Source organism: Ancylobacter sp. GW821-FHT10E12 (assembly GCF_058809335.1).
In genome coordinates, this window is the sequence record NZ_JBXASN010000028.1 from 1 (window position 1) to 18,202 (window position 18,202).

An 18,202-nucleotide genomic window follows, 5' to 3' on the forward strand; every position below is an offset into this window, starting at 1 on the left:
ATCCTCCACGCTACGAAGGAACCCGACATGCTCCGATTTTGCACCACGCCAATACTGTGCAGGGACCGGACGGTTACCGTAGAGGAAATTGATGGCAAGATAAAGCGGATTTCCAATCCGCCGGGGCTGCGCCCCTAATGTGTTGTCTACACGTTGTTTTCCGTTACGGAAAACAGGTCTAGGCGGCTTTTCGGAACGTGTAGATGTGCGCAGCGATCATTCAAGCGATTGAGATTTCGTCAGTTTTCGCGTGCACGCGCAATGTGCACTCCGCCGCACGCGCTCCATAGCCGACGTTTCTACGATATACTTTGATTTGGTGATTTTCGACTTGCCGTCGACGTTCGCGCGGCCAAACCTGCGGTCATGACACGCCGCGACGAGGATGATTTCCGTATCAAGCCGGGCCGGCCGCGAAGCCGCGGCACGCGGCTGAAGACACACCAGCTGCCCTTCGTCCAGCAGGCGCTGATCGCCGCGCGTGATGCCGGTGGCGGCGGGCGCTCAGGTGATTGGGTTGCCCGTGAAGGAGGCGCTAGCAGCCGGTTCAATGCCCGGGGTCGCGGCGCCAAGGTGATGACCTCGCTGCCGCGCGATAGCGGTGGGTGGCAGTCGGGCTCCTCAGGCCGCTTTCGTTCTCGCCGCGTCGTGGTCAAGGCGCGGGTGGTGAGATTTGCCGGAACGAGGAAGGGCGGGCGCGGCCCGAAGATGCGCGGCGCAGTGTCCATCGGCGCGGTGGGGGTGCATCTGCGCTACCTCGAACGTGACGGCGTGACCCGCGACGGTGAGAGAGGCCGTGCGTACTCGGTGGTGGGTGACGAGGTCGACACCAAGACCTTCGTCGAGCGGAGTGGCGAGGATCGCCATCAGTTCCGCTTCATCGTCGCGCCGGAGGATGCCGTCGAGCTCGGCGACTTGAAGCGCTTCACCCGTGACCTGATGCGGCACATGGAGAACGACCTCGGCACCAGGCTCGATTGGATCGCCGTCGATCATCACAACACCGGCCATCCCCACAGCCATATCCTCGTACGCGGCGTGCTGGATGATGGCCGTATCCTCAACATCGCCGGTGATTACATCGCCCATGGCATCCGTCATCGGGCGAGCGAGCTGATGACGCTGGAACTCGGTCCGCAAACCGAGGTCGAGCTTCAGAACAAACTGCGCCATGAGGTGGACGCCGATCGCCTCACGCGGCTCGACCGGATGATGATCGCCGAGCAGCGGGAACACGGCGTCCTCGATCTGCGACCGGATGCTGGCGAGAGCTATCTGGTGCGGACCAACCGGCATGTTCTCATCGACCGGGTGAAGCGGCTGGAGAGCTTTGGCGTTGCCGAGGAGATTGAGCCGGGACGCTGGAGCCTAGCGGAGCGCGCCGAGAGCACGCTCCGGGCGATGGGCGAGCGCGAAGATGCTCTGCGCACCATGCACCGCGCGCTGGCCGATCACGGGCTCGCTGACGAGCGCGGCGCCGCGCAGTACGTCACTCATGGCAACCGCATCTCTCATGCCCTCATCGGACGGGTGCTGGACAAGGGATTGGCTGGCGATGAGATGGGCGAGCGGTTCTATCTGGTCATCGACGGCGTGGACGGACGCACCCATCATGTCGAGACCAGCGACGCCTCTCGGCTCGAGGACATCAAGCGCGGCCACATCGTCGCACTGGACCCGCTACCGACGAAGTCCGACCCGCGTCCGGCGGACCTCAATATCGCCACCATAGCCGAGGCGAACAATGGCATCTATCGGCCGAGCGAGCATTTGGAACTCGCACGCCCGACGATCGAGCAGCAGCGTGGCGATCCGGATGCGTTCATCCGTGCCCATGTGCGCCGGCTGGAAGCCCTGCGCCGCGCCGGCCATGTCGAGCGCCTCGACGCCGACCAATGGAAGATCCCCGACGATCTTCCCGAGCGTGGCATCGTCCATGATGCCCGAACCGCGCGGAAGGACTTCGCGGTCCGTACGCTCTCTGCCTTCGATCTCGACCAGCAGGTGGGTAGCGACGGGGCAACCTGACTCGACCGGGAACTGGCCTCGCGTCAGCGCACCGAGCTTTCCGACGCAGGCTTCGGCGGTGATGTCAGCGCGGCACTGGAGCGCCGTCGCCAGAGCCTCGTCGACCAAGGCCATGCCGTTCGGCTGGAGAACGGCAACGTCCGCGCGCCGCGCGACATCCTTGCCCGCCTTGAGGCGGTCGAGGTGGAGCGCGTCGGTCGTGCCATGGCGACGGAGCGCGGCCTTGCCTACACTCCGAGCCAACCGGGCGAGTATGTGTCCGGCCGGCTCGCCGGCTCGGTCAATCTGGTCAGCGGGCGTTTCGCCATGATCGATGACGGACTCGGCTTTCAACTCGTGCCCTGGCAACCCATGCTGGAGAAGCAGATCGGCCGCCACATCTCCGGTGTCTCCCGCGATGGTGGCGTCGAGTGGAGCCTCGGTCGCAATCGCGGGCTGGGGCTTTAGGCCTCGCTGCCCGGCGGTGGCGGCGTCTCCAGATCGGGGTCGGCCGGCAGCGGCGCGAAGGGATCGATCTCTGGGAACAGCTTGCGCTCGCGCAGCCAATCCCCGAACGAGGCGGGATCGCGTGCACGCTCCAGCGCGCCTAGGCGCTGGCGCGCCCAGTCCAGCATGCGCTGCGTTTCGGAGTCCTCAATATCCGCCGCCCAGGCAATCCAGGAGCGCAGTTGTTCGGCCTTGCGACCCATCTCGTCGAGCACCTTGTCCCGTTCGGCCTCGCGCTTCTTCCGTGCCTCAGCTCGCCCGCGGTTTTCATCAGCCCGTCGCCAAAGGCGTTGATCCCGCTCCCGCTCAAGCCGCCAGTCCCTCTCGAAGTTGACCCAACTATTGAGCTCCTCGATCACAGCGTCGAGCTGAGCTTCAAGCGTTGCGCGGCTATTGTCGCGCCAGTTTCGGCGCCGCTGTTCCCTGCCATAGACCTCAATCGAGATCGCCAGTTCGCCAGTTGGGATGTAGTCGAACTCAGGAAATTGCCGCTGATAGGGGAGCGCCCAGTTCCGCTGGCGTGCGAGCTGATAGCGCTCGTCGGCTTTCAGCTCGTCGACCGTGGGCTCATGCTTCTCGCGCCTGATCGTTTCCGCCAGGATGAAGGGGACCTTGTCGACGCCTCGACGGACTTCGACGTGCTTGCCCAAGAACGTGCAGTTGATCTCCCGTGCCTCCAGCCCACGCAATATGGCATCGAGAACGAATATCGCCCGTTCGACAGAATCTGCTCCCAGCCGCATCGAAAGCAGGCCTTCCCCGCCGATCTCGATGATGCCGTCATGATCCGGCTTGGCGCGTCGCAGGCTGTGCGCGGTTAGCGACACGGCACGATGGGGTTTGTCGATCCGGCTCCAGTCGATCGTTCGCGGGTTCGGCTCTCGCGGCTTCATCAGCCGGCGCGGCGCGATCGCTGCCTTGCGCGCCCGTTCGAGGCGCTCCTCGATGACGGGATCTGACGGACTCGTGGGATCGAGACCGATGAGCTTCGACGGCGGGATCGGCTGAGGAGGCAAAGATCGTCTGCCTCGGATTCTTGCCGGCCGCTCGGTTTCGCCAATAGGCCGCTGTCGGGAGCGGCACGCGATGCTTGACGCAGAAATCTTTCAGCCGCCAATGCGAAATGCCGAGCTTGGCAGCGACGGCCTCAAGCGGCTCTGCTCAAACGAGATCGTACATCTCGCGGCGGGTGACATGAGCAATCATGCGGATATGCGACCGACGTCAACGGGAAGCCCGCAATCTATCGCCCATCGATGACATCTCCGCTCGCCGACGAACGTCATTCACAGAAAAGCGCTTCCGCGCAGAACCAGTAGGCCGATCCGCCGCAGCCGCATCAAGGCTGGCGCTTCGCGCCACCGCTCACGCGGCTACGGCCTTGACCCAGCCGCGGCTGACCGGCAGGGGCCGGCCATCGCGAAAGGGCAAATATCAGCGGCATTGCTCGGATTGAGGAGCTGCTTGGGGGCCCACGCGACTGATCAGCTTGTAACGCAAACACATCGAAGGCGGAGGAATGCCTGCTCCACCCATTGGTCTGAGTCCTTAAAAAGAATCTCTTCGGCTGAGCGTTTTCTACCCCGCATCTATTCGATTGCCTTTCGGCATCGCGCGCGACATTCTCACGCAAAAGTACCTGCGGGGGGAGCTGTGAGTTTTCTGACGGACGCCGAAATCGCATCGCTGCGTGTGGATCGAATGATCATACACTTGGTCGATAAGCAACAGAACTTCAAACCTGAGCCGGAAATCAACGTTCAGCAGGAGGCTTTTTTCCGCACTCGGATCATTGATCAGGCGGCCTCTGCCGTTCATAGCTTCACAGATCACTCAAACGTCCGGCCACTGCTTCAGCGCGTGGCGGAGGGGTATCTTGATTTTGAAGCCGGCGGGCAAGAGCTAGCCCGCCTCTTTTGGCGTGACCACGTCAGACAGAGCACGGCCGGCGCATTCTTTGTGTTCCAGCTCGGTACCGATCGCGATGGCGAGATCATTTTTGCGTTAATCAAGTACGACTATCGCGCCGTCGTTGAGCTGACCCAAAACGCGGGGCAGAACGTTCTCCGTGAAATCATCCAGGCCTTCGTGAAGGAAAAACGGGCCCTCCAGAAATTTTGCTTGGCAAGATTCCGCAACGGCGCCATCGAAGCACTCGTTTCAGCATCGGATCGAATGGCAGAAGCGCCAGATCCTACGGACTACTTCGAGACCTATCTTGGAGTAACCCGATCCCGCTCGACGGCTGAGCTCAGCCAGCGTCTCAATGAGGCATTGCGTTCGACCCTACAGGAGGTTCGCGAGCATCTACCAGACCGCAATGTCGGTGCCGCTATGGCGCGCGCCAAACAGGCGCTACAAGGCCGCAACCTGGTGACAAACGACGACGTCGTGGACGCAATACTGCACGGTGCGGATCGGCCTGCCGAAGAAGCAGTGCGAGCAAGCATCGAACAGGTCGCTCGCCGGGGACTTCGTCGCGTCAATCTAACCGATGTCGAGTTCAGGCCGGATCCACAGACGCTCCAGATTCAGCCACGACGGAAAGTACGCACGGCCGAAGACGTCAAACTTGAGTTCCCAGAGGAAGAACTCGGCCGTTCAGTCATGCATACAGAGACGGACGAAGGAGATGTTTTTACTATCACGACTACCAACCGGCTCGTAGAAAATGACACGCTCCCGATCAGAGCTCGCTGACGCGCTGGATGCTCTCGTCGCGAATGGTCGGGTTTCGCTTACCGAAACCCGCAATCGACTCGTCGCTTATCAGCTCCTAGGTAACGAATCTAAGTCCCTTTTGCATTTATTGGTGACAGCAGGTTGGGAGCAGATACAGGCCGAGGATGAGGGTGGGGTTATTCAGGCCGGAGAGATACAAGACGATAACATTGGCATCACGGTCAGCGCGACCAAACCCGGGGTACCAGACGACGTCGAAGCTATTCTGACCCAGCATGGATTGGAAGCCGCGCTGTTGCGTCGCGATATCAGCCAGCGCCTTTGGGTACACGGCTTGAATGATGCGTTTGAGACCGCAACGGTGCGCTTCGCTCCTTGGGGAGATACGACAGCGTTCGTTGCTCTTGAGCCAATTCCATCGCCGCGCTTGATAGTCCGGGTCCTTTTCGATGGCCCACGGTTCCCCGACGACCTCGGGCGATGGCTACTCCGAAATGTTGAAGCCCCGATCGCCGGCCGAGGCATCCAGCCGTGGCGGCGGATGGTTGTCGAGCGGCTGGCGCAGGCTCTAGCGAATGAAATCGAAAAGGACGGCAAGCTGCTGTTCCGTGGGCCGCCATCGACCCGGTTTACCGCTTCAACGCCTGAAGTAGTGGACTCGTCTGCCATCGAAACGATTTCCAAGGCAGCCAAGTGGGTGTTTGACAATCCACGTGAGGCCGAAAACCGGCATGTCCTGTTTGCCGCAGAGGTGGCGCGCGCTGCGCTACACGGTGGAAATGCCGTCGATCTCGCCAAACTGGCAGGGCCGGCCCTCGAAGGAGCGAAGATCGCCTACAATTTCGGTGTCACTCAGCAGAGCCGAGATACCTTGAAGGCCTTGGGCGATCTTCGCAAAGCCGTAAGCGATGAGACCGTAAAGCTCTCCGACACCACAAGAGGACTGGCCACTGCGATCGCAGGTGCGGTTGTCGCGAACCTCGGAGTTATCGTGGCCCGGCTCTCAATTGCGCCGAACGGAAATTGGGCTTCCTGGGCGGCTATCGTCCTGGGCGCCGTATTAGCACTCTACGTTGGAAGCATCATTATGAGCGGGATTCATTTTCTCAGGCTGCAAGCGACGTTGCGCGAAGAGTGGCGCGCCCGACTCTATCGTTTCCTGAACGACGAAGAATATACGCGAATGGTGACAAATCCAGTTGCTAAGGCGGAGCGCGCTTTTTGGTGGGCGGCGACCGCTGGCGGTATAATGGCGGTCCTTCTGTTACTTGCTGTTTGCATCATCTCCAAGCCCGACGCCTGGATGCATACGCCCCAGCCAACGACGCCGCCTGCTATTGACCAAAAGTCGGATTGAGTAAAACTCCACTGGACTTGGCACGCGGGGCCCTGCCTACTCCGACGTCGGACGCCTGGAGCGCCTTTGGTGATCCGCCAGATCGGCGGAGATCCGGTGACGTCCCTGTCCTTACAGATCGTAGCAATCGTAGCCGACAAAGGAGTAGACTTGGTCCCAGACTTCGGCCTAGCCAACAGCCCACCCGTGGGGCGATGACATTCCACCTTCCCGGATAAAGCCCTTCCCCGACCACGGCACTCAAGGGTATTGACGAGGGTGAATGTATACAGCCGCGCGGCTCAGATAGACAATCGCCAATAGACGTTGAACTTGCTCGGCGAGCAGGGGACATATTCGTGAAAAAGCGTAGCAGCACCGCAAAGCAGGGCCGGGCGGGCGTCATTGCTGTCGAGCAAGCGTGCAACAACCTGGATTTGATTTGGCGGAGTCTCCTCGAAGAGGACGTCGGGGTGGACGGGACTATCGAGATTGCTCTGGGGGAATTTCCCACCGGCAAGATCATCGGTGCCCAGGTGAAATCGGGCATGAGCTACATCCGCTCCGAGACCGAAACGTCCTTCCGCTTCTATCCGGACAAGAATGATCTGGACTACTGGCGCAAACTCTCCATCCCGCTCTTCCTGCTGATCCACCATCCGGGAGACGGCAACGTCTATTGGGTCGATGTAAGCCGGGCATTCTCGGAGGAACAGCATGACCAGGAAGGCACCGTGAGCATCGTGTTCGCAAAGACGGACAAGCTTGACCAGGCATTCGAAACTTATCTGCATGGCCGCTTCGATCTGACGATCTATTCCACCGACCAGTACGCCGCATTGCTTAAGGAGTTCGAGGCCGTCGTGCATCGGGATGGAAGCGGCGAGGGTATAGTCGAGGTAACGGCGCTAGACCTCTTCGTAGAGGGTCTCTGGGGGCTCTGCAGCAAGCTACAGTTCCACTCAAGCTTGCTGGCTGACCTAATCCGCAAGACAGTCCGGGAGCGGGACGGCGAAATCCCTGTCACCTACACGTTTGATCGTGCGGCGCTCTATCCGTTCTTCTCGGCCTATTTCAGCCTGCTTGCGCGCCATCACATTGCGCTCATTGACGCCGCCGATATCAGCGAATCGCTCTACGGCAAGCTCGAATATCCGACTTTCATTGCAGCGCTGACGACCAACGGCCGTCGTTTCGTGGAATACCTGCGGGCAGCCAAATTACCACGCGTGCATGACAACCAGTACATGACCCTATCGCTCCATCCTCAAATACAGATCGAAATCTACTCGAGCTTCGAGGTTGTCGATGGTCATGCGCACTTCGGCTATTGTACTGATATAATTGCAATTAGCTTCAACGCCAAACTCGACTACTATCATATTTCGCACTGGCATCGACCTGAACCTGACAGGACTGCCGTCGAGGTAGCTTCGCAGAGCATTCACTATTACGCACTTCGGGATTACATTGCGAACAGGTTCAATGACACGCCGAAGAACAATGTCCTGTTTCGGCATCGCGACATTCCTTTGAGCCCACTGACCTGCTGGCTGATGGACTGGAACGGTGATCAGCAGGGAATGCCGACGTCGTGGTTACACGGACGGTCAGGAATGGAGACCATGGGATTTGCCGACGAAGTTATGGCGATCTTCGGTCCGATCGGTATAGCGACGATCAGGGAACCGCCGGAGATGGCTTTCCCTAACCCGCATCTCGCCAACGGCGAATATCTCGATCGTGATGACGCTACGGGAAATTCTGCGTCTTCACCCTGATTGTCGGTGCGTTGCCTGCCAAGGCTGCTCACCCGAGTGTATCCCTGGAAAGCCTCAGCGCCGCATCTGCAAGTATTTTCACGCTGCAGCACGCGGTTGTTCTACGGCGTAGAATTGGCCTGTTGGCTAGATGGGGGATGCCCGTGATCCTCCGCGCATGCGCCACGCACACCCTTCTAGTCCGAAGAAAGTCGCCAGTGTGGGCAGTGATCCTCCCTCGCCAGCTTCGAGATTGGCTGGCGCATCACTTTCGAGGATACCGCGCTGCGATCGCGTCATTCGAGATACTCAGCAAAGCCTTGCACCTACTGACTCTTGCGCGCATGATTCTGATATCGTTCATGTCACCGACGATTGGCCATCGAGCGTCCCGATCACCGCTGAAGAAGTCGCTGTGATCGAGGCCTTTCTCATGCGGGAGATCGACGCGCTGCTGCGATGACGGTGTCAGCCATAGAACCCGAGGAGACGACCCTGCCATGAACGTCGCCTTGCCGATCACCAGCCGAGCCGCCCTCTATCTTCGGGTCTCGACCACGCGGCAGGCAGACGTTGACCTCTCCATCCCAGACCAGCGCCTCCAGACCGCCGCCTACTGCGAGCGGCAGGGTTGGTCCGTTGTCGCGGAGTATGTCGAGCCGGGCGCGTCCGCAATGGACGACAGCCGGCACGAATTCCAGAGGATGATCGAGCGCGCCTGCGACGATGATCGGCCTTTCGACGTCATCGTCGTCCATAGCTTTAGCCGATTCTTCCGCGATGCCTTTGGGCTGGAGATGTACATCCGCCGCCTCGCCAAGCACGGCGTGCGGCTCGTCTCCATCACCCAAGAGCTAGGGGACGATCCGGCCCAGGTCATGATGCGGCAGGTCATCGCCCTGTTCGACGAATACCAATCCCGTGAAAACGCCAAGCATGTGCTGCGGGCCATGAAGGAGAATGCCCGGCAGGGTTTCTATAACGGCTCCCGCCTGCCGCTCGGCTTCACCCTCGAAGAAGTCGAGAAGCGCGGCCATCGCACGAAGAAGCGGATCATCGTCGATCCCGTCGAGGCCGAACTCGTCCGGCTGATGTTCGATCTCTACCTGCAGGGAGATGGCACATCGGGCCCCATGGGTATCAAGGAGATTACCAAGCACCTCAACGCCAAGGGCTACCGTACCCGCCTTGGAGCGCGCTACGGCGTCGGCACCATCCACGGGATCCTGACCAATCCTGTTTATGTCGGGGAATGGAGCTTCAACAAGCGCAGCTCCAAGACCGGTCAGGTGAAGCCGCAGCACGAAGTTATCCCGATCGCCGTGCCGGCCATCCTTGAGCGCCGCACCTTCGACAAGGTGCAGAAGGCGCTGAGGGCCAAGAGCCCACACAGCAGCCCGTCACGGGTGATCTCGGGCCCGATCCTGCTGACCGGGCTAGCCTATTGCGCCTCTTGCGGCAGCGCTATGACGCTGCGCACCGGCACCTCGAAGAGCGGTAGGGTCTATCGCTATTACAGCTGCTCCACCTCCGGCCGGATCGGCAAGTCCGCCTGCAAAGGGCGAACGGTGCCGATGGAGAAGCTTGACCATCTGGTCACCCGCCACGTTGCCGAGCGCGTGCTGATGCCGGATCGGCTGGAGGCGCTGCTACAGACCGTGATGGACCGGCGAGTGAAAGCCGATGCCGAGGTTCAGGCGCGGGTCGATGAACTCTCCCGTGAAAGGACGACAGCGGAAGACAAGCTTCGGCGTCTTTACCAACTTGTTGCCGACGGCATCGCCGAGCCAGACGACATGCTCAAGGAGCAAATCGCCAAGCTCAAAGCCGACCGGGATCGCGCGCGTTCAGCGCTTGAGCGAATCGAGAATCGGGGGGCAGCCGCAGGTCAGCTTGATCCGGACAAGCTTGCCCGCTTCGGGCAGCTCATGCGCTCAAATATCACCGAGGGTGAGGTGCCGTTCCGCAAAGCCTATCTCCGTTCGCTGATCGACGCGGTCGAAGTCGACCAGCACGTCGTGCGCATCCACGGATCAAGGTCGGTGCTGGAGAGGGCCGTGCTATCCGACCGAGCCACCCAGCCGGGTGTTCGCGGTTTTGTACGGAAGTGGCGCGCCCTAGGGGAGTCGAACCCCTCTCTCCACCGTGAAAGGGTGGCGTCCTAACCGATAGACGAAGGGCGCGCAGGCGGGGCACCTTATAGGGGTGCGAGCGGCATCGCACAAGCCGTCTCGCACTCCCTCATCCACAGCTTTGCGCCCGGGCATCCGACGATCCGCCCGACGGGAGGTCAGGCATCGATCAGCGGCGCGAAGCCGCCGAAGATCATGCGCTTGCCGTCGAACGGCATCTCGCCCATTTCCTTGAAGCGCGGGTCCGACATCATCCGCGCCATCGCGGTGTCGCGCACCTGCTTGGAGGGATATTCGATCCAGGAGAACACGACCACCTCCCCCTCCTGCGCCTTCACCGCGCCGCGGAAGTCGGTGAGCGTGCCATCCGGCACGTCGTCGCCCCAGCACTCCACAACCCGGATCGCGCCGAATTCCCGGAAGATCGGCGCCGCCTTTGCCGAGAAGGCGCGATAGGCCTCCTTGTTCCCGGTGGGGACGGCAGCCACGAATCCATCGACATAACCCATCATCGATCGCTTCCTTACCTAAGGTGACTTGACAAATTAGTTGATATCAACATATTTGATCGATGTCAAAATCGGTCCCCTTCTCCACCACATTGGAAGTGCGCGACACCTGTCTCTGCCTGCATGTCCAGCGGGCGGCACGGGCGCTGGCCCGGTTGTTCGACGAGGCATTGAAGCCGTTCGACCTCACCAACGGCCAGTTTTCACTGCTGATGGCACTGAACCGGCCGCAGCCCCCGCGCCTCGGCCCGGTGGCGGAACTGCTCGCCATGGACCGCACCACCCTCACCGCCGCGCTGAAGCCGTTGCAACGGGACGGGCTGATCGACATAGCGCCCGACCCGGAGGACGGACGCAGCCGGCTGCTGCGGCTGACCCCGGCGGGCGAGGCCCGCCTCGCCGCGGCCGTGCCGATCTGGCGAGCGACGCATGCGCGGCTGGAGGCCGGGCTGCCGAGCGGCGGCACCGACCCTCTGCGCGCCTCGCTTGCCGCTCTCGGTGCCCGGCGCGCCGGCATGGCCGGGGGATCAACGGCTGCTGCAGCGCCGGCAGACGGCTATCGGTGAGCGCCGGACCGGGCGGCCGTCTCGGAGAATGTGCCGTAGCGCGCATGGCGACGGCACAGACCGCCACCATCAACCGAACGACTTCCGAGGTTGCCAGGATCATGACGAATCCGACCTGCGGCGCGCCAGCGACATGGACAAGCCGCTCTGGAAAACTATATATATCAAATATTTATATAGATTTCCTAACAAGGAACCCGAACGCTTGGCGGTTTGGGCGTCCAAAAATTCCTAGCAACAATGCTGTGGCTGCCATCGCCGCGGCCGGCGCAATCCGCCTCGTTTCCTCGCGCTTCGGACGGATCGAACCACGCTGCGCCGGTCACCACATGGTCCACGCCGCATAGACGCCGCCGATCACCACCACCACCACCACCACGAGCAGGCTGTGGACCATCACCAGCTTGACCAGCGGTCGGTTGGCGTCGGGATTGTCGGCCATGGTCTGGATCCCCGTCGACGGCGGCGCACGCCGACCTCGATCCGCAGCCTACAAGCGCGAGCCGGGAGCCTCCACGGCGCGTGTCGTCGCAGTGACGGTATCCAATAACCAGAAACGATGGAGATCAGTTCGGCGACACGGCGGTGACGACTCCACGCGGCACCACATGGACGACGTGGTAGCCTCGCTCCTTCATCGCCCGCAGCAGCGCCGGCAGCATCCTGGCGGTCTGCAGCCGGGTGTCGTGGAACAGCACGATCCCCCACCCCTCATGGGCCATGCGCGACAGGACCAGGTCGAGCTCGGCCTCCGGCGTCATCGGATCCCAGTCGCTCGCCCACAGATCGGCGCCGAACACGCCAATGCCGCGCCCCGCCACATAGGCGAGCAGTTGCGGCGAGGAACCGAAACCGGGAAAGCGGAAGAAGGAGAACCGCGGCGACACGGTGCCCACGCCATAGGCAGCATGATCGACGCTGGCGACGCCGCGCTCGATGTCCTTCACCGCCTTGTCGTAGGGCAGGTCGGCGAGTGTCATCGGGTGGGTCTGGCTGTGATAGCCGACGCCATGGCCCTCGGCGAGGATGCGCCGCACCAGCGCCGGGCTCTCCGAAGCGCGAGTCCCGACCAGGAAGAAGGTCGCGCGCACGCAGCCGGCGGCCAACGCCTTGAGCACCATCGGCGTGGTGCCGGCGGACGGACCGTCGTCGAAGGTCAGCACGAACTCGCCGGGGGCGAGATCGAGCGTCTGGGGAAAATGCTTGGTGCCGACTTCGAGGCCATGCGGATCGACCTCCAGCACCCGGGCGGCGCCCGGTCCGGCGGAACAATCGCCAGCCGCGACGACCGTGTCGGAAAGGCCGGCCAGCAACACCGCCAGCGCGGCAAGGCAGGTCATGAATCGCATCGCGTCACCGGAGACGATGGGGGCGCGTCGTCCTACTCCAGCGCAACGCCGGCCGCCAGTGGCACGCGGAGAGAGAAGCACCGCGTCTGCCGCATATCTGGATCTCGAGCAAGGCCGCACCCGGCGGACCTGATCCGTCCGATCCTCGACATGCCGGACGGCAACGCTCATCCGGCAATGCGGGATAGGCAAGAAGAAAGCTTCGGCCGCCAGCAATGCCGACCGAAGCCTCCTGTAAGCGCGTAACAATCACTCAAAAACCGTCAGGCGGCTTCGACGAAGCCTAATAATTTACAGCGGACGATTAGCCTTGCGGCCATCCCCCATATGCTTCAATGAAACACAACCTATCGCACCGCATTGCAACATAAGTTTCAAGCCTGAATATTGGGCAGCAACTTACCTAAAAATCGGCAATTTGGCTCCGAAACCGCCTGCGAAACCTGAATGACGTAGCGTCGGCCTAAGATTCCGGCGCCTCGGCGATGGGATCGTACTGCGATGCATCAAAACCCAGGACGCTCCAGCTCTGTTGCATATGCGGCGGCAGCGGTGCCGACACATCGATCAGCCGATCCTCGCGCGGATGCGGGATCACCAGCCGCCGCGCCAGCAGATGCAGGCGATTCTGCAATCCGCCGGGAAGCGGCCAGTTCTCGATGTCAAAATACTTCGGGTCTCCGACAATTGGATGACCGATATGCGCCGCATGGGCGCGCAGCTGGTGCGTGCGGCCGGTCACCGGCTTCATCGACAGCCAGGACAGTTTCTGCGCCGCCTGATCGACGACGGCATAGTAGGAGACGGCATGGCTCGCCTCGTCGTCGCCATGACGCGCGACGCGCATGCGCTCGGCGGCCTCGTCCTTGGCGAGATAGGTGGAGATGCGCCCCTGCCGCGGCTTCGGCACTCCCGGCACCAGCGCCCAGTACACCTTGCGGGCCGAGCGCGAGCGGAAGGTCTTGGCGAGCGTCGCGGCCGACAGCCGGCTCTTGGCGATCAACAGGATGCCCGACGTGTCCTTGTCGATGCGGTGCACCAGGCGCGGTTTCTGCCCATCCTCGGCGCGCAGCGATTCCATCAGCCCGTCGACATGGCGATAGGTGCCGGAGCCGCCCTGCACGGCGAGGCCGTAGGGCTTGTTCAGCACCATGACGTCGCGGTCCTCATAGAGGGTGATCGACTTCAGGAAGGCCGCGTCCTTGTCGTCGGCCACCGCCCGCCTGACCGCCGGCGCCGACAATTCGTCGGCATCCACGCTGGCCCGGCGCGGGCGCGGCGGCGCCTCGCCGCGGGCGACGGCTTCCTGCGCCTCCAGGAAATCGGCGGCGGAAGCCTGCGGCTTCTCCTCCAGCGGCGGCACCCGCACGCTCTGGCCGGCGGCGAGCCGCGTATTGGTCTTCACCCTGCCGCCATCGACCCGCACCTGCCCGCTGCGCAGCAGCTTCTGCAGGTGGCCGAAGGACAGATCGGGAAAATGCGTCTTGAACCAGCGGTCCAGCCGCATGTCCTCTTCGTCGCGGGCGACGGTTCGTATCTCAACGGCCATAAGCGGTCTCCTCAGCCATGGAGATAGCTGAGACGCGCCCTCGCGTCACGCGAATGCGCGTACCAGCGCCAGGCCGACGAATACCGCGAGGAGAGACAACCCCACCGTGCCGGCCGCATAGGCGAAGGCGTAGAACCACTCGCCGCGCTCCACCAGCAGCGCGACGTCGAGCGAGAAGGCCGAAAAGGTGGTGAAGCCGCCGAGTATGCCGGTCACCACGAACAGCCGCGCATGCTGCGACCAGGGCTCGCCGGAACGGAACACCAGGAAGCCGGCGACCACGCCGATCAGCAGGGAGCCGAGCACGTTGATCGCCATGGTGCCGGTGGGAAAGCTCGTCCCCAGCAGCCGCGGTCCCGCCACGTTCACCCAGTGGCGCAGCACGCCGCCGACGCCGGCCCCGACAAACACCAGCAGCACGTTCACGCTCGTCCCCCGCCCCCAAGGTCTCCCGAAAGACCATTCCGACATCTAGCGCCCGCGCCGCTCGGCGCGCAGCTTCGCCCAATAGTCCAGCCGCTTGCGAATGTCGCGCTCGAAGCCGCGCTCCACCGGCTCGTAGAACCGCTGGCGGCCGAGCTTCTCCGGGAAATAGTCCTGGCCGGAAAAGGCGTCGGGCTCGTCATGGTCGTAGCGATAGCCGGTGCCGTAGCCTTCCGCCTTCATCAGCTTGGTAGGAGCGTTGAGGATGTGCTTGGGCGGCACCAGCGAGCCGCCCTCCTTCGCCACCCTCAGCGCCGCCTTCCAGGCGGTGTAGACGGCGTTCGACTTCGGCGCGGTGGCGAGATAGACCGCCGCCTGCGCCAGCGCCAGCTCGCCCTCCGGCGAGCCGAGGAAGTCATAGGCATCCTTGGCGGCACTGGCCACCACCAGCGCCTGGGGATCGGCATTGCCGATATCCTCCGCCGCCATCCGCACCAGGCGGCGGGCGAGGAACAGCGGGTTCTCGCCGGCGTCGATCATCCGCGCCAGCCAGTACAGCGCCGCGTCGGGGTCGGAGCCGCGTATCGACTTGTGCAGCGCCGAGATCAGGTTGTAGTGGCCGTCCTCGCTCTTGTCGTAGATCGGCGCGCGACGCTGCACGATGTCCTGCAATTTGGCCGCATCGAACACCTCGCCGGCCCGCGCGGCGCGCCAGGCTTCCTCGGCCAGGGTCAGCGCCGCCCGGCCGTCGCCGTCGGCCATGCGCACCAGCACCGCCCGCGCCTCCTCGTCGAGCGGCAGCTTCCTGCCCTCCAGCTCCTCGGCGCGGGCGAGCAGCCGATCGACGGCCTCTTCGCCCAGAGAATGGAATGTCAGCACCCGCGCGCGGGACAGCAGAGCGGCGTTGAGCTCGAAGGACGGGTTTTCCGTCGTCGCGCCGATCAGGGTGATGGTGCCATCCTCCATCACCGGCAGGAAGCTGTCCTGCTGGGCGCGGTTGAAGCGATGGATCTCGTCGACGAAAAGCAGCGTGCCGGTGCCGACGGCGCGGCGGCCGCGCGCGGCCTCGAACACTTTCTTGAGGTCGGCGACGCCGGAGAAGATCGCCGAGACCTGCTCGAAATGCAGGTCGGTCTCGCGGGCGAGCAGCCGCGCCACCGTGGTCTTCCCAGTGCCGGGCGGGCCCCAGAACACCAGCGAACCCAGCGAGCGGCCCTCGGTCATGCGGGTAAGGATGCCGTCCGGCCCGGTCAGGTGCTCCTGGCCGACCACCTCGTCGAGCCGCCGCGGGCGCAGCCGGTCGGCAAGCGGGCGCGGCGCGCCCTCCTCGATCCCGGCTTGCGCGAACAGATCGACCATGGCGGCTAGCCCGGAAGCATGGCGGTCATCTTGCGGCCGCCGCGCTGGAGGGTGATGCGCCAGACGCGCGAGGGGGTCTGCGTCGCCCGCACCAGATCGGCGGTGTGGGCGATGGCAAGGCCGTTCACCTCCAGCACCACGTCGCCGACGCGCAGGTTGGTGCGGTCGGCGGGAGAGCCGTCCTCCACGGCGGTGACCACGACGCCCTGCTCGACATCGACGGTGCGCATCTCCTCCACCACCGCCGGCGACAGGTTCACCACCGTCACCCCGGTCAGCGGCGAGCGTCCGCCGATCGCCGCCTCGTCGCGCGGCGAGGTTTCCGGTGCCGGCTCCAGCGGCAAGGCCAGCGTCAGGTTGCGGCCCTGCCGCGCGATGGCGACCTCCACGCTGCCCCCGAGCGGCCGGGTGGCGAAGCGGTAGCCGAAGGCATCGGGGTCGTCGACCTCCTGCCCGGCAATGGCGACCACGAGATCGCCGACACGCAGCCCGCCCTTTTCCGCCGGGCTGCCCGGCGTGAGGCTCTGCACCAGCGAGCCGACCGGCCGCGCCAGGTCGAGCCCCTCGGCGATATCCGGCGTCACCCGTTGCAGACGGGCGCCGAGCCATGGCCGGCGCACCGACTTGCCGCCGTTCAGCGCCGATTGCAGCACCACACGCACCATGTCGGCGGGAATGGCGAAGCCGATGCCCTGCGAGCCGCCGGAGCGGGAGAAGATCGCGGTATTGATTCCCACCACCCGGCCATTGATGTCGACGAGAGCGCCGCCGGAATTGCCGGGGTTGATGGCGGCATCGGTCTGGATGAAGAACTGGTAGTCGGTAATGCCGATCTGGGTGCGTGCGAGCGCGGAGACGATGCCCTGCGTCACCGTCTGTCCGACGCCGAACGGATTGCCGATGGCCAGCACGATGTCGCCGACCTGAAGATCGTCGGAGCTGCCGAGCTCGGCGGAAACGAAGCCGGCCTTGCCGCCCTTCAGCTTCAGTACCGCGAGATCGGTGCGCGGGTCGCGCAGCAGGATGTCGGCGTCGAACTCGCGCTTGTCCGCCAGCGCGACGCGCACCTCATCGGCGCCCTCGATGACGTGGTTGTTGGTGATGACGAGGCCGCTCGGATCGACCACCACGCCGGAGCCGAGCGCCCGCTGCATCCGCTCGCTCGGCCCGCCGAAACCGGGACCCGGGCCGGAGGGGGCCCCGAAGAAGCGGCGAAAGAACGGATCGTCGAGCAGCGGATTGCCCGGGCGCGCCTGCACCGTGCGCAGCGCGTAGACATTGACGATGGCCGGCGCCGTGCGGGCCACCACCGGTGCGAAGCTGAGCGAGATCTCCGCGCGCGAGGCCGGCACGCGCGGCTGCTGCGCGGTGGCGGGCTGGAGCGTGGCGATGGCGAGGAGGGCGGCGAGGGAGAGCGCGGTGCATTGCATGGCGGGAATATAAGCGCCGCGCCATGGCGGAGAAAGGGCGAGGTCCAGCACCTGGTGCCGAAACATCGGCCTTCCCGCACGAACGCGCCTCGCCGAACGCCCCGCCCGAACGAACAAGGGCGACCCGAGGGCCGCCCTTGCCGAAATGACCATGGAAGATCGACCGATCAGGCCGCGGCTTCTTCCGCCTTCTCGGCCTCGTGGCGGGCGAGATCGGCGGCGCCCTTGGCGCTCTCGTCACGATCGACCAGCTCGATCACCGCCACCGGGGCCGAATCACCGTGGCGGAAGCCCGCCTTGATGATGCGGGTGTAGCCGCCATTGCGCTCCTTGTAGCGCGGGCCGATGACGTCGAACAGCTTGCGCACCACGGCGACGTCGCGCACGTCGGCGATCGCCTGGCGGCGGGCGTGCAGGCCGCCCCGCTTGCCGAGGGTGATCAGCTTCTCCACCACCGGGCGAAGATCCTTCGCCTTCGGCAGGGTGGTGACGATCTGCTCATGGGTGATGAGCGCCTGGGCCATGTTGGCGAACATGGCCTTGCGGTGTTCGGCGGTCCGGTTGAACTTCCGATACGTCTTGCCGTGGTTCAT

12 protein-coding genes, 1 tRNA gene and 2 pseudogenes are annotated in these 18,202 nt (G+C 63.6%); 6 read left to right on the plus strand and 9 right to left on the minus strand.

Going from position 1 to position 18,202, the window contains the following annotated elements; genetic code table 11:
- Positions 1 to 708: 708 nt before the first annotated feature.
- Positions 709 to 2,475: pseudogene (locus AC1RU4_RS25255) on the plus strand (DUF3363 domain-containing protein).
- Here the strand turns inward: AC1RU4_RS25255 and AC1RU4_RS25260 are convergent.
- Complete coding sequence (locus AC1RU4_RS25260; RefSeq protein ID WP_492894475.1) at positions 2,472 to 3,530, minus strand: hypothetical protein; 1,059 nt, start codon at positions 3,528 to 3,530, stop codon at positions 2,472 to 2,474. The pseudogene AC1RU4_RS25255 and the gene AC1RU4_RS25260 sit on opposite strands and share 4 nt — an antisense overlap.
- 637 nt (positions 3,531 to 4,167) lie before the next feature.
- On the opposite strand from AC1RU4_RS25260, the gene AC1RU4_RS25265 reads away from it, so the two are divergent.
- From AC1RU4_RS25265 to AC1RU4_RS25280, 4 genes and pseudogenes are all read left to right on the plus strand, one after another.
- Positions 4,168 to 5,214, plus strand: a complete 1,047-nt coding sequence (locus tag AC1RU4_RS25265) for a hypothetical protein (protein ID WP_492894477.1) — start codon at positions 4,168 to 4,170, stop codon at positions 5,212 to 5,214.
- Entirely contained in the window at positions 5,186 to 6,553 is a 1,368-nt protein-coding gene (locus AC1RU4_RS25270) for a hypothetical protein (RefSeq protein ID WP_492894479.1), read from the plus strand. The genes AC1RU4_RS25265 and AC1RU4_RS25270 overlap by 29 nt, the downstream gene beginning before the upstream one ends.
- A gap of 338 nt (positions 6,554 to 6,891) precedes the next feature.
- Positions 6,892 to 8,313, plus strand: a complete 1,422-nt coding sequence (locus tag AC1RU4_RS25275; RefSeq protein ID WP_492894481.1) for a DUF4365 domain-containing protein — start codon at positions 6,892 to 6,894, stop codon at positions 8,311 to 8,313.
- 479 nt (positions 8,314 to 8,792) lie between these two features.
- A pseudogene (locus AC1RU4_RS25280) lies at positions 8,793 to 9,890 on the plus strand (recombinase family protein); the annotation flags it as partial.
- Between the two features lie 510 nt (positions 9,891 to 10,400).
- On the opposite strand, the gene AC1RU4_RS25285 reads toward AC1RU4_RS25280, so the two are convergent.
- Positions 10,401 to 10,475, minus strand: a tRNA-Glu gene (locus AC1RU4_RS25285).
- Positions 10,476 to 10,582: 107 nt separating this feature from the next.
- The gene (locus AC1RU4_RS25290; protein WP_492894536.1) at positions 10,583 to 10,933 is read right to left on the minus strand and encodes a DUF1428 domain-containing protein; all 351 of its coding nucleotides are present in this window, start codon (positions 10,931 to 10,933) and stop codon (positions 10,583 to 10,585) included.
- Positions 10,934 to 10,995: 62 nt separating this feature from the next.
- Between AC1RU4_RS25290 and AC1RU4_RS25295 the strand changes: the two genes are divergently transcribed.
- Positions 10,996 to 11,499: a MarR family winged helix-turn-helix transcriptional regulator gene (locus tag AC1RU4_RS25295; protein WP_492894483.1), complete on the plus strand. Its 504-nt coding sequence runs from the start codon at positions 10,996 to 10,998 to the stop codon at positions 11,497 to 11,499.
- A gap of 566 nt (positions 11,500 to 12,065) precedes the next feature.
- On the opposite strand, the gene AC1RU4_RS25300 is transcribed toward AC1RU4_RS25295, so the two are convergent.
- The 6 genes from AC1RU4_RS25300 to rplQ form a co-directional block, all read right to left on the minus strand.
- Positions 12,066 to 12,839 carry a polysaccharide deacetylase family protein gene (locus AC1RU4_RS25300; RefSeq protein WP_492894485.1) on the minus strand — a complete coding sequence of 258 codons (774 nt, stop codon included), beginning with the start codon at positions 12,837 to 12,839 and terminating at the stop codon, positions 12,066 to 12,068.
- Between the two features lie 472 nt (positions 12,840 to 13,311).
- The gene (locus AC1RU4_RS25305; protein ID WP_492894487.1) at positions 13,312 to 14,397 is read right to left on the minus strand and encodes an RluA family pseudouridine synthase; all 1,086 of its coding nucleotides are present in this window, start codon (positions 14,395 to 14,397) and stop codon (positions 13,312 to 13,314) included.
- A gap of 45 nt (positions 14,398 to 14,442) precedes the next feature.
- Positions 14,443 to 14,823: a fluoride efflux transporter CrcB gene (gene crcB, locus AC1RU4_RS25310; protein ID WP_492894489.1), complete on the minus strand. Its 381-nt coding sequence runs from the start codon at positions 14,821 to 14,823 to the stop codon at positions 14,443 to 14,445.
- A 45-nt stretch (positions 14,824 to 14,868) separates the two neighbouring features.
- Entirely contained in the window at positions 14,869 to 16,179 is a 1,311-nt protein-coding gene (locus tag AC1RU4_RS25315) for a replication-associated recombination protein A (RefSeq protein ID WP_492894491.1), read from the minus strand.
- 5 nt (positions 16,180 to 16,184) lie between these two features.
- Complete coding sequence (locus tag AC1RU4_RS25320) at positions 16,185 to 17,609, minus strand: Do family serine endopeptidase (protein WP_492894538.1); 1,425 nt, start codon at positions 17,607 to 17,609, stop codon at positions 16,185 to 16,187.
- A 167-nt stretch (positions 17,610 to 17,776) separates the two neighbouring features.
- Positions 17,777 to 18,202 carry a 50S ribosomal protein L17 gene (gene rplQ, locus AC1RU4_RS25325; protein WP_492894493.1) on the minus strand — a complete coding sequence of 142 codons (426 nt, stop codon included), beginning with the start codon at positions 18,200 to 18,202 and terminating at the stop codon, positions 17,777 to 17,779.